Genomic DNA, 25306 nt, shown 5'->3' with positions numbered 1-25306 from the left:
CCCCATGCTTCCCAGGCGTAGTTAATCGCGTCAAAATGCCCGTTTGGCTTATGTTGGGTCTGCAATCCCATTGCAGGCAGGCTTCAGAAGTTTAATCGCAGCAAAGGATTGTGGCAGCCATGGAACGACTCAGCGTGCGACAGGCACGGCAGAAGGAAGCGATTGGCCAGCAGGCGTTCGTGCAAGGCTGGATACGCACGCGCCGCGACTCCAAGGGGGGATTCTCGTTCCTCGAAGTCAACGACGGCTCGTCCTTTGGCAACTTACAGGTGATCGCCGAGGCTGCACTTCCGAACTACGAAACCGAAGTCAAACACCTGGGTGCCGGCTGTAGTGTGAGTATTGAAGGGGAAGTAAAGGCCTCTGGCGGCAAACAGGCGACCGAAGTTCTGGCCAGCAAGGTGACCGTGCATGGCTGGGCCGATCCCGAAACGTATCCGCTGCAGAAGAAGCAGCACTCGCTCGAAAAACTGCGCGAGTGGGCGCACCTGCGACCGCGCACCAACACTTTCGGAGCTGTGACTCGCGTCCGCAATTGCGTCTGTCGCAGTATTCACAACTTCTATCAGGAAGAAGGCTTCCTTTACATTCATTCCCCGATCATTACGGCGAGCGATTGCGAAGGAGCCGGCGCGATGTTTCGCGTCACGACCCTCGACTTGGAAAAACTGCCACTCAAGGACGGCAAGGTCGATGCCACGCAGGACTTCTTTGGCCGGCCCTCGTACCTGACCGTCAGCGGTCAATTGGAGGCTGAGATCTTCGCCTGTGCGCTGGGGAAGGTATATACCTTTGGACCAACGTTTCGCGCCGAGAACAGCAATACGTCCCGGCACCTGGCAGAGTTTTGGATGGTCGAGCCGGAAGTGGCCTTCAACGACTTGAACGACAACATGTCGCTGGCCGAGCGCTTTCTCAAGCGGTTGTTTCGCGATGCCCTCTCGCAGTGCGACGAGGACATGAAGTTCTTTCACGAACACTACGACAAAGAAATTATCTCGACACTCGAACAGATCGTCACCAAAGAATTCATTCGCTGCCCCTACACCGAAGCAGTCAGCATCTTGGAACAATGTGGCGAAAAGTTCGAATACCCTGTTAGCTGGGGAATCGACCTGCAAAGCGAACACGAGCGCTACCTGACCGAGAAGCACTTTAAGAGCCCGGTTATTTTGTTCGACTATCCGCGCTCGCTGAAGCCGTTTTATATGCGCGTGAACGACGACGGTCGTACGGTTCGCGCGATGGACGTTCTCGTCCCCAAAGTCGGCGAAATCATTGGCGGTAGCCAGCGAGAAGAGCGGCTCGATGTCCTCACTCAGCGGATGGCCGAGCAACATCTGCGGGCAGAAGATTATTGGTGGTACTGCGACCTGCGGCGTTACGGCACCGTGCCTCACGCCGGCTTCGGCCTTGGCTTGGAGCGAGCTGTGCAATTTATCACCGGCATGCAGAACATCCGCGATGTTATTCCCTTCCCGCGCACGCCTGGAAGTGCCGATTTTTAGTCCGTTTGGTATTTATCCCAACCTATTGGAGAGCCTCTCATGTTGACTTGGAAAACCGTTAGCTATTCGTTCATCGCTGCCACCCTGTTCGTTGTACAGTCTCAGGCGCAGGACAAACCCACGCATACCAAAGACACCTTGAATGATGTGAAGGAAAACGTGAAGTCGGGCAAGGCGGTGATTGTCGACGTGCGGGAACCGGCCGAATGGGAAGCGGGGCACGTCGCCGGAGCCATTCATTTGCCCAAGAGTCAATTGGATGACAAAGCCAAACTGGCAGATCTCATTAAAAAGCTCGACAAGAACAAAATCATCTACACGCACTGCAAGGGTGGCGGCCGCGCGCTGACCTGCGGTGAATTGCTGAAGAAGGAAGGCTACGATGTACGCCCGCTGAAACCTGGTTATCAACAATTGATCGATAGCGGCCTCGAGAAGGCGAAGTAGTTGTAATGTGGGCTTTAGCCCACAACGACCAACCCTACACGTGGGCTAAAGCCCACGCTACATCAGTAACAGGCAACTAGGATTCTGGAATGAGCGAGCAGCAGGCGGGTGGCGAAGAAGCAAAGCGACTGTGGCAACCTTTGAATTCGCGCCAGCGGCGCGTGTTCGGCGTCCTCGTCGAGAAGGCGAAGACAACTCCCGACGCCTACCCCATGACGCTTAACGGCATCGTTACCGGTTGCAATCAGAAGAGCAACCGCGAGCCGCTGATGACCCTCTCTGCCGAGGAAGTCGAGCAGATTCTCGACGAACTGCGGGGCATGTCGGCCGTGACCGAGGTGCAAGGAAGTGGCCGGGTGGCCAAGTATCGGCATCATGCCTACGAATGGCTCGGCGTCGATAAGTTTGAAATCAGCGTGATGACCGAGCTCCTGCTGCGTGGCGAACAGACTCTCGGCGATTTGCGCGCTCGCGCCTCGCGTATGGAACCCATTGCCGATCAGGGGTCGTTAAAGCTGATCGTCGATGGCCTGCTCAAAAAGAAGCTGATGGTGGAACTGACGCCTCCCGGCCGCGGGCAGATTGTCTCGCACAATCTTTACAAAGAGCGCGAGATTGGCGAACTACGCACGCAGTACGCAGGGCATGTTGGCGATCGTGGGCCCGACGAAGATCGTCCCGCAGCATATTCGCCGCCGAGCGCGCCCGCCCCAGTTGCACCGCGAACATCCGCTCCTGCGGTGCCAGCCCCGCGCGGCGTGACAGCCGACGAGTTTGCGGAGCTGCGCGTGGAAGTTGCCGAGATGCAGGCGGAGATATCTCGCCTGCGGTCCGATTTGCGTCAGCTGGAAGCCAAGTGGTCCTAGCGATTTCTCGCCACGTTACTTCTTCGCTTCCTGCTTGCGATTGAGCTCAATCGCGCGGGCAGCAAAGCGGCGACCGAGTTCGGCATATCCTTGCTTGTTGTAGTGCAGGCCATCGTGCGTGCCATTCAGGTCGTCGGTATCGACCCACGCGCCGAAAGGCTCATCGGCAGCAACCTTTTCTTGCGCGGCCCGCACCGCATTCCAGCCCTGATCATTTTTTAGATTGTCGCTGAGTCTGCCCACTACCACGGCGATATCCTTGTGTTTCAAATCAGTCCGCAATTGGTCGACTGTTCCGGTTAGTGCCTCATAGTAGACCGCCTGCCAACCCGCCTTGGCATCTCGCTCGCCTTGCATCCAGACAAACGTCACCGTGTCGGGCTTCTTGCCACCGAGCGCTGAGGTCACAGTCTCCATCATTCTTTCGTAAAGGTCGCCGTTCTTCGGCTTAGAACTCCCTTCAGCTGCCCCGGCTGGTAACGCCCACTTTTTGTACCAACGACGAATCGGCTGGCCGCTAGCGGCGTTCTTCACAACGATCACGTCGTCGCCGGCAAATTCCTTCTCCACAGCGGGGGTAAAGGACACTTTTGGATCGAGTCCCACCATGTTCGATTGCCCCGAAAGAATGAACAGCCGCACCTTCTTTTCGGCAGCCGCCGCAGTCGATAGACCAATCGCCAGACCAAAAATCGACAGTATTAGAATTCGAATCGAAGACATGGCAGCAACTCCAGACAGGTGGAAGGGGATCGAAAGACCATCATGAGTTGCGGGACGACAACCTTCAAGATCCAGCTTTTCGTCTTGGCCATTTCACCCAAAGTGGCTAAAGTTCGCCGGCATTTTTGGGGCAGTGTTGCAGCGCACTTTCCACCTGTGGCTGGATGAACAAAATGAACTCAGCAAGTGCCGGCTTACGTTTTTCTATCCTGCTGCTCATTTCCCTTTCAGCGGTCCTTGGCTGCCGCAAGCCGCCGACCATCATCGTAAAAAAACGCCGGCCATCGGTCTATTACGACACCCGCTACGAAGAGACATTGAAGACAACCGACCGACCGCTGTTGCACGGCGCCTGGGGTCCATTCGTGGAAGTGCTGGACGAGCCTGTGGCTGTCATTCGGGCGCGCGACAAAGCGACGACCTGGGAAGTGTTCTTTGCTACAAATCGCGGCTTACTGGCCGAAACCGCTACTGGCACTCAGCAGCGGTTTGGCAATCAGCTGTTGGCAGAGCCATATTTCGGTCGTGCTGAAATCATGATTCCCTTTCGCCGCCGCGGTGAAGATCCGCAGCGAGAACAATCGCAAGGAACCCAACAGCCGCCGACAACCAGCGCTACAAGCGATCCATTCCAACACGTAAGGTTTGATGAAGTTCGCACGCTCGATTGGCAGCAATTGGCGGAGGGGGTAAATCGGCAAATCAATCAGTCACGACAGAAAGACCTGCTCCTGTTCGTTCATGGCTTCAACGTCGATTTTGAATCCGCCCTCATTCGCACGGCTCAAGTCGCGCTCGATCTGCCATTTAATGGTGCAGTCGTCAGTTACTGTTGGCCATCGCAAGGGGGATTGGGCAACTATGAAACCGATGAGCAGATAAACCTTGCTTCGGTCCAGCCCTTTACAACGTTTCTCTACCAGTTGTTGAGTAAGATTCCAGAGGGCACTCGCGTCAACGTTGTCGTCCACAGCATGGGAAGTCGCCTCGTCATGCAAGCAGTGGGGCGTTTGCCCCAACTCGCACGCAAACCACTGGCCAACTTGGTGTTCTGCGCTCCCGATGTGGGCTGCAGCGATTTTGTGAAGTGGGCCCCTGGTGTGGTCGCCCAAGCCGAGCAGGTCACACTCTATGCAAGCACTGGCGACGCGGCTCTAGTCATTTCAAAATCACTTCATCGCGAGCAGCGCGCGGGTGATTCCCATCCACCTCTCGTGGTGCCGGGCATCACCACGATCGACGTTTCCGCCGTTGACTTTAATTTTCTTGGCCACAGCTATTATGGCAGCAATGTCGATGTACTTGCCGACCTGTTTCGCCTCGTCAAAGAGAGGCGCGGCCCCGAGACCTGTGCTTATTTGACGCGTCACGAGCGTTATGGCCAAGCCTATTGGTACTTCAGCGATTACGGCGATGTGCTGAACTGGGCTTGGAATTTTGACGAAACCATTGCGCGTTGAGTCAGATATTTCGGTTGCTGGTGTACGGCTTAGCCTTTGTTCTTAATCACCAGCACTTGCACAATGGTCTTTGCCCGGGTGCTGTCGATTTGTAGCGAAATCATCAGTTGCTGCATTAAGTCGCGTTCGTTTTGCTCGACGACTCCGTCGGCAAGAATCAAGTCCGTCGCGCTGGCGAAACACGTTTCACGCAGTTCGGGCGGAACGACAGCCACCGATTGACGCATCAGTTCTTCGGGACCGTTTCGCTTGAGCACACCCACCAGGCGATCGATCATCGATTTGAATCGCTGTTCGGGCATGTGCTGATAAAGCTTCATGCGGCCGAGCGTATTAAACATCGAGGCCATTTCTTCATCGGCCAGGTGACCGTCGTGGGCCGCGGTGGCGAGCAGCACGCCGGCAAACCCCTCCTGCGGACCAAAGGCTTGCGGCGTTCCAAATCCACCCAGAATATCGTCGAACATTCCCATGGAAAAACCTTCTCTGCGACCTGCCGTGGTACGAACGCCTAACCCATGTTCTTAATGACCATCACCTGGACGATGGTGTGACAAACCGTCGCATCGAGTCGCAACTTGGTTTGCAATCCGTTGATGAAATCGCGCTCAGCCTGTTCGGCCACGCCATCGGCCAGCACAATGTTGCAGGCATTTGCAAAGGCCGTATCGCGCAGTTCGGGCGGCATTGCCTCAATGCAGCGGTCGACAAGTGCGGGCACACCATTTCGTTTTGCCAGGCCTACGAGTTTATCGAGCATGCCGTCGAACTGCTTTTCGCTACTTCGCTGAAACAGCTTCATGCGCAGCAATGTCGAGACCAGGCCGCGCACTTCGTCATCGGCAAAATGCCCATCGCAGGCCGTAGCTCCCACCAGGATGCCGGCAAATGCTTCTTGCGCCGTAAAGCGAGCATTTCCTTCCATGCCGCTGAGCAGACCATCGAATAAACCCATGCTGCAACCTTTGACAGGGTCATTAAGATTTTGAGCGTAGACAAGTTAGTTGTCAGCACCAGACGCCGACGACCAGAAAATACTGGTGTAAGGATATCGCTCTAGGAAGCTGCGTCAACCAATCGGCCAGAAATTGCGCCAGGAAGAAGTCTTGACACGTTTCGGTTCGTGCAAGTCAGAAACTGCAACTCACCATTCAATAGATCAGTGCCTTCAATCCTCGCACCAGTTCATCGACTTGATCTCGATCGTTGTACAGATGACACGAGACACGCACATAGCGGCTGCCGCTCCATTCAACGATCGGAACTTCAATCCGATATTGCAGCCAAAGCTGGTCCTGCAGCGGCTGTCTCGAACCAGGCGTGAGGGGCACATGAGCCATCGCACAAAACCAGGCGGGATCATCGGGAACAAGGGGTTGCTGGCCGGTGAGTTCGACCAACTGCTTGCGGGCATAACGTGCCAGATCGTGAGTGTGCTCACGAAACGCAGCAACGCCAATCTTGTTGATGAAGTCGATGGCGGCAGGAATTGCGAGCGAAGCTGAATAATCGCGGGTGCCGCTCCACAAAAACTCATCCGACCATTGGCCTGGATTGGTGGGTGGCAGTCGTCCCCAACTCATTACCGGCGGACGAATATGCTTTTGCCATTGGGGAGCGGCAAACAAAAAGCCACTGCCAAACGGCGCGCAGAGCCACTTATGACAGCTGGCTGCATAAAAGTCGCAACCCAAGGCATCCAACTCCACATCTTCTTGAACCAACGCATGGGGACCATCAATGCAAACCGCGATTCCGCGCTCACGCGCCGCAGCGCAAAGTTGCCTTACCGGTAAGGTGACCGCTGTCGGCGACGTAACGTGACTGACCACAATCAGCCTGGTATTAGGTGATGTCGCTTCTACGATTTTCGCGACCGTCTCCTCAACCGTGGTGAATGGCAAGGGCAATGCGACGGTCGTCATCACAGCTGAGGCTTTGCTGCAAGCGCGCTGCCAGATCCGTTCTACCGCGCCATACTCATGATTTGTCAGCAGTACTTCGTCGCCCGCATGCAGAGGAAACGAATCGGCGACGATATTCATGCCGACTGTTGCATTGTCGACAAAGACCAGATTCGCGCCTGTCGTACCAACAAATCGGGCGAGTTGTTCGCGCACATCGAACCACGCAGGTTCGAGTTGACGAACGAAAAAGTCCATTGGCTGCTCGTCGAGCCGTTGTTGCCACTCGCGTCGCGATTGTTGCACGACAAGCGGAGGAGGGCCGAACGAGCCGTGATTTAGATAGATAGTATCAGGTCGCAAACGCCAATGCTGTTGCCAGGTCATCGTGCTGCTCTTGCTACGCGACTATCGCGGCAGGTTACCAGGGACGGCTGCTTGCCGAATCGGTTCACGATAGGGCTCGCCGTTTGCATACAAACGCATTCGCGATTGTAGCGGAGCGCGCAGCTCTTGCGGGGCGAACTGAATCGCCTTCAGCAAATTGGCCTGTGCGTCTTCGAACTGACCCAGATTGGCCTGAGTGGCCGCCAGGACATCGAGTGTTCGATAGTCGGTGGCACCATCCAGGGCGATTGCCTTTTCAGCAGCTTCTAGTGCCAGCTTTGCATTGCGAAATTTCAACTCAGGGCAAGTCGACATCAGCCAGGCAACACCTCGAAAGGCGCGGCCCAGTTCAGGATCTGCTTTGGCAGCAGTCCGAAAGTCTTCTGCAGCCAGTTGCCATTGTCCCAGCGACATTTCGATTTCAGCCCGTTCGCAATACGCCAATGCATTGCTGGGTTGATGCTTCAATGCAACCGATATGTCCTTGAGCGCTTCGCTGTAGTTGCCGAGTTGCCGCTGCGCCGTTGCTCGGCCAATTAGCGAGCCGTGATCGTTGGCCTTCAACTTTAAAGCAGCAGAAAAGTCAGCGATCGCTTTATCGAATTGACCAAGTTGCGCATGAATCTCGCCCCGGTTGTACCAGCCGTTGACGTGATCGGGTTTTAGTCGCAGCAGTTCATCGAAATCAGCAATGGCTTCATCCATTTTGCCGTGTAAGCCCAAGCTCACACCCCGATTGTGCAACGCCTTCCACTTGGTCTTGTCGTGGCCGATTGCCTGTGTAAAGTCGTCGAGGGCAAGCGTATCGAGTTCGTTGGCTTGTCGCTCTTCTCCTTTCTCAAACAGTTCGGCGGCCAGTTGCACATAGGCTTCACCGCGGCGGTTGTAGCTCCATGCGGCCAACTCGTGCGTGTACTTAATTGTGTCAACCTTGTTCGTTTCGGCCAACACGCGCTCGCAGGTTTCAATAATGCTGCTGTACTCGTCGACGGTCTTGGCCGATTTCGACAGGGTGTAGGCGTCGCCCAATTGCCGCGCAATCGACCGAACGACCGGAGCCGCCTCGGTCGATGCTTCGGTGGGTGCCGTCTTTACCGTCGTCGGCCGGAGCGCGTTCTGTTGGGCTTGAATAGGCTTCACCGTCAGCGCCGCCAACAAGCAGGCCCAACCTGCGGCATAAATGAAGTGCCGAGTGCGCAAAGAACGATTACGAAGTTGAGCGAGTCGGAAAACAATGCTCACGCAAAACATCACAGATCCCTCCGTGGACGAAAAGCGCGCTACGTGCGGTCGCTGCTGGCAAGTACCCGTCCATTGGGTGCCTGCGCGGGATTGTCGGTGGCAGCGTCGAAAGCAGCAAACCCAATTTGGGCTGAAAATAGCATTTGCCCAGATTTTTCGGGAAATATCTGCCCGCTAGCAACGTTCTCAAGCCTGGGGTTCGGTCATGCTCATCGGATCAAGCGCTTCCTTCAGCGTATGCTCTGGCAAAATCCCTTCTTCGCGGCAGAGTTCACGAATCGTCTTGCCTGACTTAAAGGCTTGCTTCGCGAGCGAGGCTGCTTTTTCATATCCAATGTGCGGATTCAAGCTGGTAACCATCGAGAGGCTCTTCTCGACCGAAGCTTCGCAGGCTTCCGGGTTCGCTTCCATTTCGATTGCGCAGAAATCGACGAATGCCCGCGTAACGCCTGAGAGCAGGTGAATGCTCTCCAACGTGGCGTGACCCATGACCGGCATCATGATGTTGAGTTGAAACTGTCCGCCGGTGGCGCCGCTGAAGGCGACCGTTTGGTCATTGCCCATCACTCGAGCGGCGACTTGCATCATGCTTTCGCACATCACCGGATTCACTTTCCCCGGCATGATCGAGCTGCCCGGCTGACGATCTGGCAACTTGATTTCATAAAATCCACAACGCGGCCCCGATCCCAGCCAGCGAATGTTGTTGCTTACGTTGAACAGCGTGCTGGCGATGGTCCGCAGTTGGCCGTGGCATTCCACCAGTCCGTCGCGCTGGGCGTTCCCTTCGAAGTGGTCGACCGCTTCGATGAATGCAATGCCCGTCTCCTTCGCCAGCGCCTCGGCAACGCGATGCCCGAACTCCGGGTGTGTGTTGATGCCGGTTCCGACCGCAGTTCCGCCGGCCGGCAACTCGAGCACTGCGTCACTGGCACGCTTAGCCCGTTCGATCGACATCTCGATCTGACGCGCGAATCCGCCGACTTCTTGACCTAGTCGCAGCGGCGTAGCATCGGCCAAGTGCGTGCGACCAATCTTGATGATCTTGTCCCATTCGGACGCCTTCTGCTTCAGCACGTCATGCAGCTTTTGCAGAGCGGGCAGCAGATCGTCCCGAATTCGCATCGCCACAGCCACGTGAATGGCCGTGGGAAAGATATCGTTGGTGCTTTGCCCCATGTTCACATGATCGTTCGGATGAACCGGCTTTTCTTTTTGAAAGCGGTCGCCGCCGAGAATCTCGATCGCGCGATTAGAAATCACCTCATTCGTGTTCATATTGCTCGAAGTGCCAGAGCCAGTTTGGAACACGTCGACGGGAAACTCCTGGTCGAACTTGCCGGCCGCAACTTCTTTGCAAGCATCCAGCAGGGCAGTCACTTGTTGGTCGTTAAGGCGATTCTTGCCCGATTGCGTCAGCTTCCCAAGGTCACGATTGGCGACGGCACAGGCAAACTTCACCAACCCGAGCGAGTGCACTAATGCCGGCGGCAAAGGCCAGCCCGAGACCGGAAAATTCTCGACCGCCCGCTGTGTCTGGGCGCTGTAATACGCCTGCGCGGGAACCTGCACTTCGCCCATCGAATCGCGTTCAACCCGGAACTGAGTCATTGCAAAAAGACCTGCCAACAAAGCTGCGGAAAGGGGAAAACTGGGAATGACAATGTTAGCTGGGAACCTTTCACGCTGCCACGGCGTAACTCGTATTCTTCCCCTCTAGCCGTCGGTAAAAACAGCGAATTAAACCAGCGAGTTCGGATTCTCATCCCATCCCTCTGCACCCCTTCTTCGCTACGACCCGCCCAAGGGGAATTGAAAACCCATTGGTTCCCAAAAATGCCCCGTAGTTCACTTGTCGAAACCCGGACTTCAAGCTAATTTAATGAGTCTCTAATCCCCTCTAGCTCAGTTGGTAGAGCAGGCGGCTGTTAACCGCCGGGTCGCAGGTTCGAGTCCTGCGGGGGGAGCTCCTATTTCGGCCCTAACTTGGACCGACCCAACGGTTAACGCTAAACGCCGGCCAGAGAGTTCTGCCGGCTTTTGACGTTTACACATTGTTCTGCAAGGAGTTACGGCGAGAGCCGGTCTCTCTCGGACGTCCCTGCCGCGCTCTCTAATTTTGCCCCACGGCCGTTTTCGTCGCCGCTCTCCCGAGAACTCTCTCCGCTCTCTGTTTTCGCCTGAAATCTGGTTAACAGCCTCGTTCGATCCGGGGTACTGGTCGGGACGCAGATACTAACCGAGAGCGCGGGGTTGGCGTTGGGAGAATACCAACTGCAGTCGGGACAGGAGCAGCGACACGTCTGACAGAGATGGGGCAAGTGCAATGCTTGGTTGGCCTGCAATCGTCTAGCGGGCGAGCCAGCTAGAAGCTCATCTTGGCTTTCTCGGGTTACTTGAAAACGAACCGAAGGACGGCGCGGCAATTATCCGAGGCGGCGAGGAACGTCGATCGATGATAGGAATGCAGTCGTTTGCACCAATAACGATCGCAGGGTCCAGCCCTGTGCCATCGATTGCGGCCGCGATATCTGCTCCTAAGCCGAGGGTCGTGAGAACCGAACCACATCGAGACTGGGCAAGTTCGTATGCTAGTTTGCGCGGTTCGAGCACGTTGCCGGTTTCGCCAAACCGCGCCTTTGCAAGTTCCATTGCTGCACACGAACAATCATCTAGTATGCCTAAGTCCGCACCATGACTACGTGCAACCAAGAGAATCTGCCCGGCGGTCAGGCAATCCTCGATCGCGAAGCCACCTCGGAATCCGGCGCAAACAATCATGAGTGGAAGGGGCAAATGACCGCTGGCAATGGCGCGACCAATTGCAGCACCATTTAGGATGCAGCCGAGCACAAGCTCTTTTTTAGTGAGTGAAAGTGCGGATTGAACGGCAGCTCCGCCATTCGTAGAGCTGTAATAGATTCGCCGTCCTGAAACGCGTTCCACTGAGAAGTCGAGCGGGCTATTGCCGCAGTCGAATCCGGGAATTGGTTGACCTTCAAACTCACCCGCTAGTAACTTTAATCCGCTGTAAGAAGCTGCTTCAGCTTTCAGCATCTCTAGATTTTCGCGTCCCTTTCCAAAGAGCATCACGTCCAAAGCGCCCGCGGCCAGTGCCACGGTAATCGACGAAACATTGCGAAAAGTATCAATCACAATAAGATTGCGACCGGAAGAAAGAAACTGCTTAGCCATTAGTTCCGGAAGCGAACACATGGTCGACACATCGTATCGAAGTTCGTGATCGTGCACGAGTTTCGCCACATCCGACATCAAGGATACATGCATATTTAAGTCCTGACCTATAGTGCAGTGGAACTATTCCTGACGTAGCCCTTGCGTAAGGGCTGCGATATTCTTACAGGTGAAGAATCCACCGAATCCTGATCGCCGCTCGATCAACTCACAGATGCGTGGATCGCCAGCCGATCGCAGAAATACCTGTGACAGCGCTTCATCTATGGCAACCACAGATATCTGTCGGAGTTCAGGAAGTACACGGCCGACCTCGCCTAAGATTGAGTCAATGTCTTCCACGGCAAACGCGACATGGTGAATGTCCGCTCGCCCGCAGCTCGAAACATATTGGCTTATCAAGTCACCATGGATCATCGGTGCAAGTAACGTGATCGGCAGAGTGCCCACAGCCAGCGTTGACATCCATTTAGCATCTAGCCATGAAGTTTGCACTTCTTTACATTCTGCTGCAGTCGTCGGCCATGCATGAACCGGGTCGATTACCTTCGCGCCGCTTCTAAGAAGTGAAAAATCAGCGTCGAGCAGCTCGCCATATGACGCGAATGCAATAGCGATATGATCAATTCTTGCGCTGCGAAACGACATTGCTGGCCGAATGAACGCCGGCGGATCCGACAAATTGCGGCTAACAATCTTCCGGATTGAGTGCGGAAGAGCTAAATCAGCCAAGCTATCCCAATTGAGGCCCCGGTCAGTCGGCTCATTTGCGTCGGGATAACGTTGGTTTTGAGAACTCCGCATTGCAAACCTCGAATTGTTCGGCTTCAAATGGCGTGCAATTGGACGCACCGACACGCATTCTTGCCTTTTCATGCAAGTCGTCGATAATTCAGCGCGCTTCACCGACAATTGCCGACATTCGGCGACATCCTGATTGGCGGAGGACGGAAAATGAGCGATGAAACGTTCCGAGACCCCAAAGTTGAAGCAGGCAATCGCGCCAAGGAGATCCTTGCTGCAACAGCTTTGCGGCTTCGTGACTTAGAGGCGCTGTCCGGCGTGAATGAGCGAACGATATTGCGATTCTTTAAGGGGAATAGCGCGCAATCCGCCGTGACGAGGATTGCATTGGCTCATGCACTTGGTATCGACGTCTCCGAGATTGACTGCTCGTGCATGAGCGTCTGGAAGCCGCTAAATGAGATTACCTCGAATGCTGCGAAGCATGCGTATGAGCGGCGTTGCGATGAATTAGTCGAACGAATATCCAGCCATGTCAAGCTCGTACAGAGCTATTGGCTCGCAACCGAATTCGTGATTCGACGTACCTTTGACAACTTGCAGCAGATGCACAATGATCTTCAGGCCGTTAAACTGCTTCTGCCACAACTCACGAAGCCACAAGTCCGAGATGTTGGCATCCTTGCGGCCAACTTGCCAGGTTGCTACTGGAGCTTCAGCGGGCCGCGAGCGATGCCGCGTTTCTGCCGAGAACTTGCATATCAGTGCATCAGCAAGTTGGATTGCTATGACACCGCAAGTATTTCGGAGATTCAGTCGGCGCTTTTTTTTAACTCTCCGGGCATGGAATTTTGGTCACGACCTGGTGATCGCATTAGTCCGAACGCGTTTGCCCTTGCCGACAGGAATTTCGCAGGTGCAGCATTTTGCTACGAGCAGATTCGCGAGACCGATCCCATAGCCTTCGGACCGACTGGTGACGCTACTCTTGAACAGATGATGCATCGCGCCCAAATGTGTATTCAGGCTGGTGAACTAAAACTCGCCGCAAGGTTGATCAAGGACGTTGAAGACAGGTGTAATGACGCAAGCCCAGCGACCCTAGCCCACTTGTACCGAATGAAAGCATGGTTGGCGAAGTCACTGAGGCAAAGCAAAAGTGGTCAAATCGATCAGTTGAGACAAGCCGTGCTTCACTATGAGATCGCATTCGACAAGGAACCTCATTATTTGATCGCTGCGACTCGAATGCTAATCCGTGACCTGGGAACAAAAGAGGCCAGCACTTTTGAGCAGGACGTCGATACTTTGTCGTCTTCCAAAGTCCAGCACATGGACATCGTTTGCATGCAGGAAATGAGGCACAAATATGCCGCTGCATTTGCGAAGCATCGGCTCAAGTGCTTGTGATGACCGATTTTTGATAGCAGCACCCGATGTGAATTGCGTTCAGGGCTTCAGTCTGCGTGGTGCAGTCAGACTACGCGTTCCGAGTAACGAGAGCGCAAATATATGTCAGCCGGTTAACTCAGTTTTGGGCTCAATTGCGTTCAGGATGCTGGACGGGACGCAGATACTAACTGGAGAGCGTGGTCACCATTACTGCAGGTTCCCAACGCGGTAGGCACCCCACCGACGACATCCAGTTTGGCCGAGCTAGCCCGAAGCAGTGGATGCTGTCGTCCCGCTTGCCGGGCTGCGAATACTAGCCAAGGCGCGCTAGATTCAGGCTAAAACTCTGGTGCTCTCCTCTCCTTCGCCAAGGACAATCCGTGTCTGACACTTTTGAATCTCACACGCCTCTGCGGATATTAGTCGTCGAGGACAACAAGGACGCTGCTGACAGTTTGGCAATGCTCCTTCGAATCCAGTGCGCACACTCCGTAGACGTGGCTTACACGGGGCTCCAGGCCTTGCAGATTGCCAACGTTCGTCGCCCGGATGTAATCTTGCTCGATCTGGGCCTCCCCATCATGAATGGCTATCAGGTCGCTGAGGCCGTGCGAGCTATGCCAGATGCTGAAGAGATTGTGATCATCGCCATCACTGGGCACAGCCAGCCGGAAGCAGTTGATGCATCGGCCGCCGCCGGAATCGACCTTCACCTGGCCAAACCGGTCGACATTCGGCATTTGCTCAGCTATCTAAGCGGCCGCGGCTTGAGTTGAGAACAGGTTGCTTGGTTCGGTCCGGGGTACTGGTCGGGACGCAGATACTAACCGAGAGCGCGAGGGCTCACTTCGAAGTGGCGGGCAGCGGGGAGTGATCGAGGTGCGCGTTCCGGTCGAGTTGATCGAGGAATGGCTTGGGATGGCGGCGTGGCGGTCGAAGCGAGCCGAGGTGCCGGCAGCGTCCCGGCGCGTGATGCAGCATTCCGCAGTAGGTGATTATCTGGAATCGCTGGAGCTAGCTACCCCATGAAAGCTTCTCCATCGAAGCTCGCTCGTCGTTGAGTTCTTCGAGGCGCTTGGCAAAGCCAGGGCCAAGTACGAGCGAGTAACGTTTGGTTCCAATTCGCTGATGAAACCGGACTGCCAACACTTCCTGAAGTTTTGTGCTGTCGACATCGGTGTGGTATCGAAGAAACAAATCCCAAAGTTGGAGTAGGTCGTCAATTATAGTGGCCGCATCAAAGCCTTTACCGTCGAAGTTGATAATCGCTGTTTCGTCGAGAATCTTGTCTGAAGTCTGGCCGGCGACTGTTTCCTCCCCGAAGATTAGCGCTTTAAAATCGATCACTGCGTTCTTCGAATCGGATCGCAATCCATGTTTTGCTGTGTTAACGAAGCACCCGGCGATGGCTTTGGGCTTCATCTTTTCGATTACGTTGGTTTGGTGCTTCGACTGTCTGACCGACTGAAGCCATTTGCTCACATTGTCATTCAGGTGGACCAACTCTGAAAGCACCGAAGTGAGGTGGTCACTGTAGTTCGCGCTGGCCAGCATGAAGCCCGCATGTTTCGGCGATTTGAGATCAAGGTCGCTGGGCGTGAACTCTGTCAATGCGGTCCGCTTTTCGTCGTACTCACGAAGCCGTCGACAGATCAAGTCAAGTCGGTCCTCGACATTCTTCCGTTGGATGCGAACGGTTGGGCTATCGGGAAATCTTGGAAGAGGCGCTGGCTCAACCTTGGGGATCGAGACGGCCCCGAAACGGCCATGCATAATCCGGCCCCAGAGGAGGTCGCGTGTCGCTGTGCAGAACTCCTCGCATGCGAGTGTCGTCTGGTTTCGGAGGAATAGCTCCCAGAACTGCAGCAAGTCGTAGATGATTTGCATCCGAGGCCAAGTGAAGTGGGCATGCGTGACTAACGCGAAGTACTCGTGATAGTTCGATTGTAAACGACGGTCGAATAGTGCAGCGCGCGGCGGAGCCGATGGTCGGTCGAAAAGTGCAGCGCTAGCCCTGCTCGTGAGAATCCGTAAGGCAGATTTGAGGCTTCCCAGCGTCTCAAGCCTTACGATCCGCGAGCGTAGCCCATGCTGCGAGATATGCATAACTGGACCGAAATCCGTCGTCTTGTCCTGACCGAGAAGAAATCCAAACGAGCGGTTTGCAGGGAATTTTCCCTTCACTGGCAGACCCTCGAAAAGATCCTGCAGCACCCTGAGCCGCCCGGTTATCGACAACGTCTGCCCCGGGAGCGGCCCAAACTCGATCCGTTCCTGCCGATCATCCACGAGATCCTGGAGCAGGACAAAACGGCGCCCCGCAAGCAGCGCCACACCACTAAACGGATCTTCGACCGCCTGCGTGCCGAGCATGGCTACACCGGCGGGATCACGGTGGTCGGCGAGGTCGTGCGGGAGTGGCGAACGACCACGGCGGAGGTGTTCTTACCCTTGTCGCATCAACCGGGCGAAGCCCAGTTCGACTTCGGCGAAGCGGAGGTGGTGCTGCAAGGCATGCCGACGAAAGTCGCGTACTGCGTCATGTCGTTGCCGTACAGCGACGCGTTCTTCGTGCAGGTCTTTCCTCGCGAATGCACCGAGACGTTTCAAGCGGGCCATCAGCGGGCCTTTGAGTTCTTCGGCGGCGTGCCCCGCCGGATCAGCTACGACAACAGCCGGATTGCTGTGGCCCGGTTCGTGGGGAAACGGGGTGACACGCCGACGCGTGAGTTCCTACGGCTGCAGAGTCATTATCTGTTTGAGCATCACTTCTGCCTGGTGCGACGGCCGATGGAGAAGGGGCATACGGAGAACCTCATCGGTTTCGCGCGGCGGAACTTCCTGGTGCCGGTACCACGGACCGGCAGCCTGGAAGTGCTGAATGCCGAACTCGAGCGGCAGTGCTGTGAAGATCTGGAACGCCAGTTACGCGGACAACCGGCGAACAAAGCCACGTTGTTGGCAGAGGAGCAGGCTGCGTTGTTGCCGCTGCCGAAGTCGGGCTTTGAAGCGCGGCGAGTCGAACCGGCCCAGGCCAACTCTCTTTCCTTGGTTCGCTTCGACGGCAACGATTACTCGGTGCCGACGCAGTATGCTCATCAGAAAGTGACCGCAATTGGCGGCCTGGAGGAAGTTCGGCTGGTCGTTAACGACAAGTTGGTTGCCCAGCATCCACGCGACTGGTCGAAGGAGCAGGTCCATTACAACCCGCTGCATTACCTGGCACTCTTGGAGCGGAAGCCAGGGGGCTTGGACTTCGCGAAACCCCTGGAAAACTGGGGCTTGCCGGACTGTTTCGATCTCCTCCGGCGGCGTCTGGAAGCAGATGGCGGCGCACACGGCCGCCGGGAGTTCATCAAAACCTTGCGGCTGCTGGAGACTATCTCGCTGGCTGCATTAACTGCGGCGATTGAGCGGGCACTGGAGATCGACGTTCTGGCCGTCGATGCGATTCGGCTGCTCGTGCAGCAGGGACTGGAAGAGCCGACGCGGTGGTTTCGGCTGGACAATCATCCGCATCTGCAGTCGCACTCGATCCCTCCTCCCAATCTCCTGTCTTACCGTGAACTGACCTGCGCGCTGACGACGGGAGGTGTGTTATGAAATCTCTCGAAACCAAAAGCACGGTGCTGCTCAAGCATCACTTGAAGGCCCTACGGTTGCCGTCGTTCCTGGAGGGCTGCGAGAAAACGGCCCAGCGGTGTGCGACGGAGAACGTCGATCATCTGGGCTTTCTGCTGCAACTGTGTGAGCTGGAGTTACTCAACCGTGAGAAGCGTGCCAGCGAGCGGCGGCTCAAGTCAGCGCGCTTTCCCAACCTGAAATCGCCTGGTGATTTCGACTTCGCCGCCCAGCCCTCGCTCAATCGCGTGCTGGTGGCAGAACTACTGCGGTGCGAGTTCGTGGAACGCCGCGAGTCGGTGATCTTTCTCGGGCATCCGGGCACGGGGAAGACGCACCTGGCCATCGCGCTTGGCATTGCCGCCTGTCAGCGGGGCAAACGGGTCCGCTTCTGCCGCGTGACGGAACTGATCACGCAACTTATGGAAGCCCGAGAAGAACGGACGCTGCTGCGGATGAAGTCGTCACTAGCCAAGTTCGATCTGCTGATCCTCGATGAGCTGGGTTACGTCCCCGCCAGTAAGCTGGGCGCGGAGTTGCTCTTCGAGGTCATCAGTAGCGCTTACGAACGCCAATCGTTGATCGTGACCACCAATCTGCCGTTCGAGCAATGGACCGAAGTCCTGGGCAGCGAGCGCCTGACCGGCGCCGTGCTCGATCGGCTGACACACCGCTGCCACATCCTCGAATCGACCGGCGAAAGTTATCGCTTGCAAGACGCGCGGCGCCGCCGCAAAGGATCGCGCCCGAAACCGGCGACCTCATCCTTGTCACCCGCCGATGAAACGGCAGAATCCTAGCCGTCGTTACAACCGTCGCAATCCTTCCTCCTCCGGAGGAGGAAGGATTCTTACTGGAATGCCCCAACACCCTGATTTAGACTGAGACCCTTCCCCACCTCAGCGCCACACTTTTCAACCGCCGCGCGCTGCACTATTCGACCGTCGTTTACACTTCCCTTGTCGAGGTCGAGCATCCTTTCGAGAAAGTGCCTCCAACATACGCTATCAGCGAGCGGCTCTCGAACCTCGTGATCCCACTGCCCGTAGAGTGCGTTGAAAGCGATCCACTGGCTCAGCAGCGCCAAGTCAAGATCGTCCTTGACTGCCTGCTCGGCTCTCTGCATCCAACTGCACGCCCGATGAAAACGGATGTTCGTCGGATGCTCGGCGGCGCTGCCGTTCAGCCGCTCTTTGTGCGGTTTCCACAATCGGCGCAAGTCTCGAACCGTGATCGCATCGGTGGGCATGAGCGGACTCCGTGAACTGGAGAAGCCCACCTTGGCTGGAAGACATTCCGTCTCAACTCGTGCGAGTGATTCTACTTGCTATCAAGTGCGAAGCAAAATCTTCTCGTAACACTCTACTCCTCAAAATGCCGCACCATATTTTCAAGCCAAACACGCTGATCCTTCTGGAGAGAAGGCAGTGGATGACGGTACTTATTAGCAGTTCCCTGCTCCAATAGGCCCTTGATCCGGCTCTTGGGAGGCAGCCTCCCCAAACATCGTTCGATCAACGGGTTCAGCTTCTCGCTCATTCCCCAGGCGAGGACTAACGGCGTCGTTCTCTTCTTGGGAAGTTTGATCGCCAGTTCAACCGTCCGGGCGTCGGAGAAAATGGAATGCGAGTCGAGTGCTTCATCCTTCTCCAACCGCTGGAAGAGCTTAATGAATTCGGGACTTTTGGAACTGCGCACGTCGGAAAGATTCAGAACCCGAACGTGCCGCCACTCACGAAAGTGCATCAACCGCATCACTTGGTACTGCGTTGTGTCAGGTTTGGTTGGAACCAGTGAGATCGTCAGCTTGTGAATGTCCTTGGCACAAATGCGGTTGTTGACCACTTCCAATGGCCTCGACGAGCCAGGGTTCATCATTACGAACACGGCGTCGGGGCTGAGTAGCGACAACTCCGAATGGTCCTTCGGGATTCGAGGCTTAGAAACGAGTTCCAAGACGCTTCGGCACTCGACGATTTCCTTTGAGGCAAGTTCGACCGAATAGAAGTGGCCGAACACGCCGTAGTTCTTCTTCAACTCCTCGGCTGGGATGAAGGGCTTCATCGACTCTCGCTCTTCTCTTCAAGACTCGGCTTCGTGTGCCAGTACGCCCACAAAATGAACACGGCCTGGAGCGGCAATCGAAGAAAGTGAACCATCGGCGAGGCGGGAAGCAATTCCTGATGCTGGTAGAGATAGATGTTTGCGGGAAAGACGGCGATCAACAGAGCGATAATCCCCCATGCCGCCAGCCGTGAAGTTCGTGGAACGAGAAGTGCCAATCCTAATGCAGCTTCAAAAACGCCGCTGAGGTAGACCAGTTCCAGATGCCAAGGCAGGTACGGCGGCATGATCTTGACGAAGAATTCGGGCTGCACGAAATGCAACGTGCCAACACCGATCATCAAGATCGCTAGCAGATACTTGGACGCCGCCTTAATTCCGTACATCCAATTCTCAGTGGTCATTCGACTACTGCACTTCTTTCGCCACTTTCAGGATTTGGAGTAGGGCGATGGCCTTCTCCAGTCCACCGACCGAGTTGGCAAATGCCGCCGCCTTACGAATGTCGCCGATTCCGACATTGCCGTTGGACGGCTGTTCTTCTTTCGCTTTGACCTTGGGACGTGCGGGACTCTTTTCGGGTGTGGGTGCTGCGCTCGTCATCACTTCGGGGGCCTGACTTGGATCAGTCGAGTCTTCGGTAACTGCGATCCCCGCCATTCCGCTTGGTTTCCGACCGTTCATGTTCTTCTTCGCCACGTTGTCATCCTTTGATGTTCGCTCGTTTGAGGCACGGGTAGCCTAGCCTGTCATTGAAACAGGCGAAACCCGTAAGCCTGAGGCTGCGATCATCTTCAAGAGATGGTTTTCCTTCGCAGGTTAAGGCGACTAGCGGACGATTCTACCGGCCCAGTGCTGAACCCGATAGAATCACGGCGTTTGCGGCGATTCTTTCCCGAAGCACAGGACGCACCCAACAGATGGCAACTTTCATCACGAACATTAAGTTCTCGCAGCAGGGCATCAAGGACATTGACCACACGACCAAGCGGGCGGCGATCTTTAAGGCCGAGGCGAAGAAGCTCGGTGCGAAGGTCAAGGACATCTACTGGACGTTGGGCGAACACGACGGCCTTCTGATCTTGGAAGCCCCGGATGATGAAACGGCGACCGCCGCCATTCTGCATCTCGGAGCGATGGGCAACGTCCATACAACCACCTGCCGGGCTTTCACCGCCGCCGAAATGGATAAGATCGTCGCCAAGGTGCATGGGGGCTGAATGACGCCATGCCCATTGTCGGTTACTACGCAGAGTACCTGTGCCGGGAAGTGATGGAGCTTGCACGGTGAACGAGTCAGTCAAGATTGAGCATCCAAAACTCGTGAGGCTCCTTCAATTGGCTTATTCAGCCGAGAAAGCAGCGGCATTTGCGTACATCGGCCACGCCGGTTCGGTGAAGAACCCAGGCGAGAAAGTGGCGATCAAGCAAATCGAATTGGACGAGTGGCAACACCGAGAGACAGTTCTGTCCATCATGGGGCGACACGAAATTTTGCCATCACGGTACTACGAAATCAAATATCACATCATCGGCAGGATCATCTCGGCGAGTTGTTACGTCATTGGCTGGTTCATGCCGTACTACTTCGCAGGACGATTGGAAAGCGGAAACGTCTGCGAGTATTTCATAATGATGCGCTATTTCAACGAAGTTGGGATCACCGAACACGACGACGTGTTGTACGAAATGGGAATGAAGGAGAAGGAACACGAGGTCTATTTTCAGAAAGGTCTTCAGAACAACCGGCTGTTGCCGCTGTTCGAGAAAATCTTCGGGTGGGGCAAGAAAAGCAGTTTCAACGACATTGATTTGGAGAACAAATCTCCCGTCGAAGAATCAAAGGGATATTGCAAACACCGAAAGTAGACGTTCTCTGAAGCAGGGGATAGTAAGTGAATGATGAAGAACACCTCGATGCCGACTGGTGGCTATCCTGGTGACGTTTGAGCGGGAGAAGTAGGAACGCTAATGACTCGGCAAGCCCTGCAACAAGTATTCGATGAACAGCGACTCGCCAATGGCTATGAGTTAGTCGATGGAGTCGCCATGCACGCCGAAAACGGCAAGCGATTCCAGATACCGCACCCGGTCTTGAAGAAGCACATTGACATCGGGCAGTTCGTCGAACTGCGGATCGACTCGCCCCGTTTTTCCGTGCATGAAGATGCTCCAGAGAAATGCACCTGCCCGACCTGCAACGGGGAGATCACCAAGCCGATTCTGAGTCACGAACATCCGGCGACATTGCTTCCGCTGCCGATTCAGAATGTTCCATCACGGGGCTGGGGTGAAGACTTCTGGGTGCGGATCATCGAGCGAGCGGGAGATTTCTTCAGGGGTATCGTAGACAATCCGTTGTACGAGACTCGACTCCACGAACTGAACCAAGGTGGCGAGATCGTGTTTCATCAGGATCACATTCTCGCTGTTCACGGCATCCACCGGCACGAGCTAATCACGGGGATGAATGCCGCTGATTTGAAAGAATTAGCGCAGTGGCTTGGCTCCCAGCCAGATTGATGCGGCATCGACTGCGACCGGATTGACGACTATCTCATCATGCCCGAAACGCTGAAAGGAATTATCGAACGAGTCACCTTCCACAACCCAGACAATGGGTTTGCGGTGCTGCGGGTGAAGGTCAAGGGACGTGACGATCTTGTTTCTGTCGTTGGCAGCACGATGTCCGTAACTGCGGGCGAGCATTTCGAGGCAACCGGTCATTGGGTGATCGACCGAGAGCATGGGCAGCAGTTCAAAGCCGACGAACTGAAAACAACTCACCCGGCGTCTGCCGAGGGCATCGAAAAATACCTCGCATCGGGAGCCATTCGCAGCATTGGGCCGAAGATCGCCGCCAAGATCGTTTCGATCTACAAGGAGCGGACGCTGGAAATCTTCGAGCAGGCCCCCGATTTTCTACTCCATGTGAAAGGCATTGGTGCAGAACGGCTCAAGCGAATCCGCAAAAGCTGGGATGAGCAGAAAGAAGTTCGCAAAATCACCTTGTTTCTGACCGAGCATGGGATCACGTCAGGCCGAGCAGTCCGCATCTACCGAACCTACGGCCACGAGTCCATTGCCAAAATCAAAGAGAACCCATACCAACTGGCCAACGACATCCGTGGGATTGGCTTCAAGACCGCCGATGAATTGGCAGCCACTCTCGGCATCGACCGCAACAGCCCGTACCGAGCTAAGGCTGCGGTGCGATACACGCTGCAAGACTTGGCGAGTCAGGGGCATTGTGGTTATCCAGAGCCGGGGGTGATGGAACATGCAAACAAGCTCGTCGAAATCGAGCAGAAGATCATTTCAGATGCCGTGCGGAGCGTGGTCCAAGACGGAAGCGTGATTCGGGAACCTGTTGAGGGCGAGCCGTGGCTATACCTCGCCGGTCTCTACCGGGCCGAAGTCGGACTGGCTCAGTCGGTTCATCGAATTGCTTCGGCCACACCACATCCGCTGCCACGCTTTGATGTCGAGAAGGCAATCGCCTGGGTTGAACAGCGGTTGAGCATTCAACTAGCAGCAGCGCAGAAAGAAGCGATTCGGCAAGCATGTCAGCAAAAGCTGCTCGTCATCACGGGCGGTCCCGGTGTTGGCAAGACGACGCTCGTTCGCAGCATCCTCGAAATCTTTGCCGCCAAGGAACTGAAATGCGTGCTGGCAGCGCCTACGGGTCGGGCAGCCAAGCGGTTGGCGGAGACTACTGGCCGCACTGCCAAGACGGTTCACCGGCTGCTTGAGTTTGACCCCGCCACCGGCGAGTTCAAACGCAACGCACAACACCTACTGACCGGTGACCTGTTCGTGCTGGATGAAACGTCGATGGTCGATGTCGTTCTCGGTCACCAAGTCTTGCGGGCCATTCCTAGCGAAGCCTGCGTGATCCTTGTAGGTGACGTGGACCAGCTTCCCTCGGTTGGCCCTGGTTCTGTGCTGGCTGATCTGATTTCATCGAACGTGGTTCCTATTGTGCGACTTACCGAGATTTTCCGGCAAGCAAGTGAAAGCCGAATCATCACCGCCGCCTACGCCATCAACCACGGGCAGATGCCGAATCCGTCCAAGTCCGAAGAACTCACCGACTTCTATTTCATCGAATCGAATGAACCTGAAGGCATTCAAGATACGCTGGTGCGGCTTGTCAAAGAACGAATCCCTGCTCGCTTTGGCTTCGACCCGAAATCCGACATCCAAGTCCTGACGCCCATGAATCGGTCTGTTTTGGGAGCCAGGAACCTCAACCAAGTGCTGCAAAAGGCGATCAATCCGGGCGACGGCGGACCCGAAGTGCAGCGGTTTGGCTGGACGTTTCGTATCGGGGACCGTGTAATTCAAACCGTCAACAACTATGACCGGGATGTATTCAACGGCGATTTGGGAATCATCGAGCAGATCAACCGCATCGAGCAGGTAATGACGATCAACTTTGAGGGGCGGCTCGTCGAGTACGATTTCGGCGATCTCGACGAACTGGCTTTGGCTTACGTGCTGTCGATTCACAAGAGCCAGGGTTCGGAGTTCCCGTGCATCGTGATTCCACTCCACACGCAGCACTACCTGATGTTGCAACGCAACCTGCTCTACACGGCGGTTACCAGAGGCAAGAAGCTCGTCGTGCTGGTGGGATCAAAGAAGGCCCTGAACATGGCCGTGCGTCGAGCGGATACCGGACAAAGATACACTGCGTTGAGGAAGAGATTGCAAGAGATCGGGTAGAATACAAGGCGTCGTGCAATGTCCTCGCAAATGAACGGAAAAACATCATGCCAATCAGAATCCAGAAAATACTTCTGCCCACCGACTTCAGCACTCTTTCAGCCCCCGCAACGGAATATGCGTGTGAACTGGCGGCAAAGTTCGATGCCGAACTGCATCTTCTGCACACGTTAGAAATCCACACCGATTCAACGCCTGCCTTTGGAATGGGACTCGCCCTTCCGAACTACATTCACGAATCGAGGGCTGCTGCGGAAACGTCCATAGCCAGTCTTCTTGATCCAAAGTGGTCGGCTGGCCGAAGGGTAATCCGAACCGTGTCAGAGGGATCACCAAAAGTTGAGATAGTTCGCTACGCACGTCAGCACGACATTGACCTAATTGTGCTGTCCACTCACGGACGCACCGGTTTGTCTCATGTGATCATGGGCAGCGTCGCTGAGAATGTGGTTCGCACGGCTCCCTGTCCAGTGTTGACCTTGCGTCCCCAATCGCATCAGTTCGAGATGCCGTAAATCAGGGATTGCCCTGACTCGGTTCGTACCGGCTCAGCTTCGTGTGCCCACAGAATGAACACGGCCTGTAGCCGAGTGCCGGAATAGCGAGCAGCGCTTTGTCGTTATTCGCAAGCGATACAAACGGCCCATTATTTATCGTTGACGACCGAACCTTGCTTGCCTCGGTCGAGGTCATGCTCTTTGCTGATGTGGATTCGCTTCGTGAGTTGTTCGAGTTCTTCGAGCAATTGTGCCGTGTTGGCTGGAACTACTAACTCATTCTTGTCTGGCGATTCCATGCCGATCTCTCTTGGGATGGGTACGATGCTATCAAGGGTGAACTGGATGAGCTACTTCTCCTTTCGGCAGGACTCCCCTCATCCTTCACCAAGACCTTCTTTCGCCACAATTCTTTACCGGCCTGCTAGCATATTCGGGGCGAGAGGCTCGTTGAAAGACTCGTTTCCCCGCACGCCTACACCGGCGATCTCAGGCAACGAACTGATTTACCGAACGGATTCGCACTTG

The 25306-nt window shown here is 55.5% G+C and carries 27 protein-coding genes and 1 tRNA gene; 14 read left to right on the top strand and 14 right to left on the bottom strand.

Annotated features, from left to right (window positions below):
* Nucleotides 1-119 precede the first annotated feature (119 nt).
* The 3 genes from asnS (at nt 120) to ETAA8_RS22005 (ending at nt 2821) form a co-directional block, all read left to right on the top strand.
* The gene (gene asnS, locus ETAA8_RS22015; protein ID WP_145093379.1) at nt 120-1508 is read left to right on the top strand and encodes an asparagine--tRNA ligase; all 1389 of its coding nucleotides are present in this window, start codon (nt 120-122) and stop codon (nt 1506-1508) included.
* Nucleotides 1509-1547: 39 nt separating this feature from the next.
* On the top strand, nt 1548-1955 hold the full coding sequence (locus ETAA8_RS22010) for a rhodanese-like domain-containing protein (protein WP_145093376.1): 408 nt from the start codon (nt 1548-1550) through the stop codon (nt 1953-1955).
* A gap of 89 nt (nt 1956-2044) precedes the next feature.
* A complete protein-coding gene (locus tag ETAA8_RS22005) occupies nt 2045-2821 on the top strand; it encodes a YceH family protein (RefSeq protein ID WP_145093373.1) in 777 nt (258 codons plus the stop codon).
* Nucleotides 2822-2836: 15 nt separating this feature from the next.
* Here ETAA8_RS22005 and ETAA8_RS22000 read toward each other — a convergent pair whose 3' ends face one another.
* A complete protein-coding gene (locus tag ETAA8_RS22000; RefSeq protein ID WP_145093370.1) occupies nt 2837-3544 on the bottom strand; it encodes a sialate O-acetylesterase in 708 nt (235 codons plus the stop codon).
* Nucleotides 3545-3717: 173 nt separating this feature from the next.
* On the opposite strand from ETAA8_RS22000, the gene ETAA8_RS21995 reads away from it, so the two are divergent.
* Nucleotides 3718-5004 (top strand): alpha/beta hydrolase, encoded by a 1287-nt coding sequence (locus tag ETAA8_RS21995; protein WP_202921182.1) that lies wholly within the window; start codon nt 3718-3720, stop codon nt 5002-5004.
* 29 nt (nt 5005-5033) lie between these two features.
* Here the strand turns inward: ETAA8_RS21995 and ETAA8_RS21990 are convergent, their stop codons facing one another.
* The 5 genes from ETAA8_RS21990 to ETAA8_RS21970 form a co-directional block, all read right to left on the bottom strand.
* A complete protein-coding gene (locus ETAA8_RS21990; protein WP_145093364.1) occupies nt 5034-5477 on the bottom strand; it encodes a tellurite resistance TerB family protein in 444 nt (147 codons plus the stop codon).
* A 38-nt stretch (nt 5478-5515) separates the two neighbouring features.
* Nucleotides 5516-5959, bottom strand: a complete 444-nt coding sequence (locus ETAA8_RS21985) for a tellurite resistance TerB family protein (protein ID WP_145093361.1) — start codon at nt 5957-5959, stop codon at nt 5516-5518.
* A 196-nt stretch (nt 5960-6155) separates the two neighbouring features.
* Nucleotides 6156-7295 carry an aminotransferase class V-fold PLP-dependent enzyme gene (locus ETAA8_RS21980; protein WP_145093358.1) on the bottom strand — a complete coding sequence of 380 codons (1140 nt, stop codon included), beginning with the start codon at nt 7293-7295 and terminating at the stop codon, nt 6156-6158.
* 21 nt (nt 7296-7316) lie between these two features.
* A complete protein-coding gene (locus ETAA8_RS21975; RefSeq protein WP_202921181.1) occupies nt 7317-8537 on the bottom strand; it encodes a tetratricopeptide repeat protein in 1221 nt (406 codons plus the stop codon).
* 186 nt (nt 8538-8723) lie between these two features.
* A complete protein-coding gene (locus ETAA8_RS21970) occupies nt 8724-10148 on the bottom strand; it encodes a class II fumarate hydratase (protein WP_145093352.1) in 1425 nt (474 codons plus the stop codon).
* A 283-nt stretch (nt 10149-10431) separates the two neighbouring features.
* Between ETAA8_RS21970 and ETAA8_RS21965 the strand changes: the two genes are divergently transcribed.
* Nucleotides 10432-10504: transfer RNA gene (locus tag ETAA8_RS21965), tRNA-Asn, on the top strand.
* 406 nt (nt 10505-10910) lie between these two features.
* On the opposite strand, the gene ETAA8_RS21960 is transcribed toward ETAA8_RS21965, so the two are convergent.
* Nucleotides 10911-11825: a 2-phosphosulfolactate phosphatase gene (locus ETAA8_RS21960; RefSeq protein WP_145093349.1), complete on the bottom strand. Its 915-nt coding sequence runs from the start codon at nt 11823-11825 to the stop codon at nt 10911-10913.
* Between the two features lie 30 nt (nt 11826-11855).
* Nucleotides 11856-12608 carry a VOC family protein gene (locus ETAA8_RS21955; RefSeq protein WP_145093346.1) on the bottom strand — a complete coding sequence of 251 codons (753 nt, stop codon included), beginning with the start codon at nt 12606-12608 and terminating at the stop codon, nt 11856-11858.
* Nucleotides 12609-12686: 78 nt separating this feature from the next.
* Here ETAA8_RS21955 and ETAA8_RS21950 point away from each other — a divergent pair, with 78 nt between their 5' ends.
* Together ETAA8_RS21950 and ETAA8_RS21945 are read left to right on the top strand one after the other, a co-directional pair.
* Complete coding sequence (locus ETAA8_RS21950; RefSeq protein WP_145093343.1) at nt 12687-13886, top strand: helix-turn-helix domain-containing protein; 1200 nt, start codon at nt 12687-12689, stop codon at nt 13884-13886.
* 362 nt (nt 13887-14248) lie between these two features.
* Nucleotides 14249-14644, top strand: coding sequence for a response regulator (locus ETAA8_RS21945; protein ID WP_145093340.1), 396 nt, complete (start codon nt 14249-14251; stop codon nt 14642-14644).
* Nucleotides 14645-14882: 238 nt separating this feature from the next.
* Here ETAA8_RS21945 and ETAA8_RS21940 read toward each other — a convergent pair whose 3' ends face one another.
* On the bottom strand, nt 14883-15524 hold the full coding sequence (locus ETAA8_RS21940; RefSeq protein ID WP_145093337.1) for a hypothetical protein: 642 nt from the start codon (nt 15522-15524) through the stop codon (nt 14883-14885).
* 432 nt (nt 15525-15956) lie between these two features.
* Between ETAA8_RS21940 and istA the strand changes: the two genes are divergently transcribed.
* Together istA and istB are read left to right on the top strand one after the other, a co-directional pair.
* Nucleotides 15957-17471: an IS21 family transposase gene (istA, locus tag ETAA8_RS21935; protein WP_145086469.1), complete on the top strand. Its 1515-nt coding sequence runs from the start codon at nt 15957-15959 to the stop codon at nt 17469-17471.
* Complete coding sequence (gene istB / locus ETAA8_RS21930; protein WP_145086466.1) at nt 17468-18289, top strand: IS21-like element helper ATPase IstB; 822 nt, start codon at nt 17468-17470, stop codon at nt 18287-18289. Before istA ends, istB begins: the two co-directional genes overlap by 4 nt.
* Before the next feature lie 50 nt (nt 18290-18339).
* Here the strand turns inward: istB and ETAA8_RS21925 are convergent, their stop codons facing one another.
* The 4 genes from ETAA8_RS21925 to ETAA8_RS21910 all read right to left on the bottom strand — a co-directional run bounded on the left by ETAA8_RS21925 (nt 18340) and on the right by ETAA8_RS21910 (nt 20252).
* The gene (locus tag ETAA8_RS21925; RefSeq protein ID WP_145093334.1) at nt 18340-18738 is read right to left on the bottom strand and encodes a hypothetical protein; all 399 of its coding nucleotides are present in this window, start codon (nt 18736-18738) and stop codon (nt 18340-18342) included.
* Between the two features lie 113 nt (nt 18739-18851).
* Nucleotides 18852-19553, bottom strand: a complete 702-nt coding sequence (locus ETAA8_RS21920; RefSeq protein WP_145093331.1) for a DUF1643 domain-containing protein — start codon at nt 19551-19553, stop codon at nt 18852-18854.
* Nucleotides 19550-19957 (bottom strand): DoxX family protein, encoded by a 408-nt coding sequence (locus tag ETAA8_RS21915; RefSeq protein WP_202921180.1) that lies wholly within the window; start codon nt 19955-19957, stop codon nt 19550-19552. The genes ETAA8_RS21920 and ETAA8_RS21915 overlap by 4 nt, the downstream gene beginning before the upstream one ends.
* A 4-nt stretch (nt 19958-19961) precedes the next feature.
* Nucleotides 19962-20252 (bottom strand): hypothetical protein, encoded by a 291-nt coding sequence (locus ETAA8_RS21910; RefSeq protein WP_145093328.1) that lies wholly within the window; start codon nt 20250-20252, stop codon nt 19962-19964.
* A gap of 221 nt (nt 20253-20473) precedes the next feature.
* Between ETAA8_RS21910 and ETAA8_RS21905 the strand changes: the two genes are divergently transcribed.
* The 5 genes from ETAA8_RS21905 (at nt 20474) to ETAA8_RS21885 (ending at nt 24796) form a co-directional block, all read left to right on the top strand.
* Complete coding sequence (locus tag ETAA8_RS21905) at nt 20474-20773, top strand: GYD domain-containing protein (RefSeq protein WP_145093325.1); 300 nt, start codon at nt 20474-20476, stop codon at nt 20771-20773.
* Between the two features lie 67 nt (nt 20774-20840).
* Complete coding sequence (locus tag ETAA8_RS21900; protein WP_145093322.1) at nt 20841-21422, top strand: ferritin family protein; 582 nt, start codon at nt 20841-20843, stop codon at nt 21420-21422.
* A 102-nt stretch (nt 21423-21524) separates the two neighbouring features.
* Nucleotides 21525-22076, top strand: a complete 552-nt coding sequence (locus ETAA8_RS21895) for a hypothetical protein (RefSeq protein WP_145093319.1) — start codon at nt 21525-21527, stop codon at nt 22074-22076.
* 39 nt (nt 22077-22115) lie between these two features.
* Nucleotides 22116-24281 (top strand): SF1B family DNA helicase RecD2, encoded by a 2166-nt coding sequence (gene recD2, locus ETAA8_RS21890; protein WP_145093316.1) that lies wholly within the window; start codon nt 22116-22118, stop codon nt 24279-24281.
* A 47-nt stretch (nt 24282-24328) separates the two neighbouring features.
* The gene (locus tag ETAA8_RS21885; protein ID WP_145093313.1) at nt 24329-24796 is read left to right on the top strand and encodes a universal stress protein; all 468 of its coding nucleotides are present in this window, start codon (nt 24329-24331) and stop codon (nt 24794-24796) included.
* 131 nt (nt 24797-24927) lie between these two features.
* Here the strand turns inward: ETAA8_RS21885 and ETAA8_RS34855 are convergent, their stop codons facing one another.
* Nucleotides 24928-25077: a hypothetical protein gene (locus tag ETAA8_RS34855; protein WP_202921179.1), complete on the bottom strand. Its 150-nt coding sequence runs from the start codon at nt 25075-25077 to the stop codon at nt 24928-24930.
* Nucleotides 25078-25306 lie beyond the last annotated feature (229 nt).

Origin of the sequence: Anatilimnocola aggregata (genome assembly GCF_007747655.1) — a bacterium.
GTDB lineage: Bacteria > Planctomycetota > Planctomycetia > Pirellulales > Pirellulaceae > Anatilimnocola > Anatilimnocola aggregata.
This window is presented reverse-complemented; position numbering and strand designations above follow the sequence as displayed.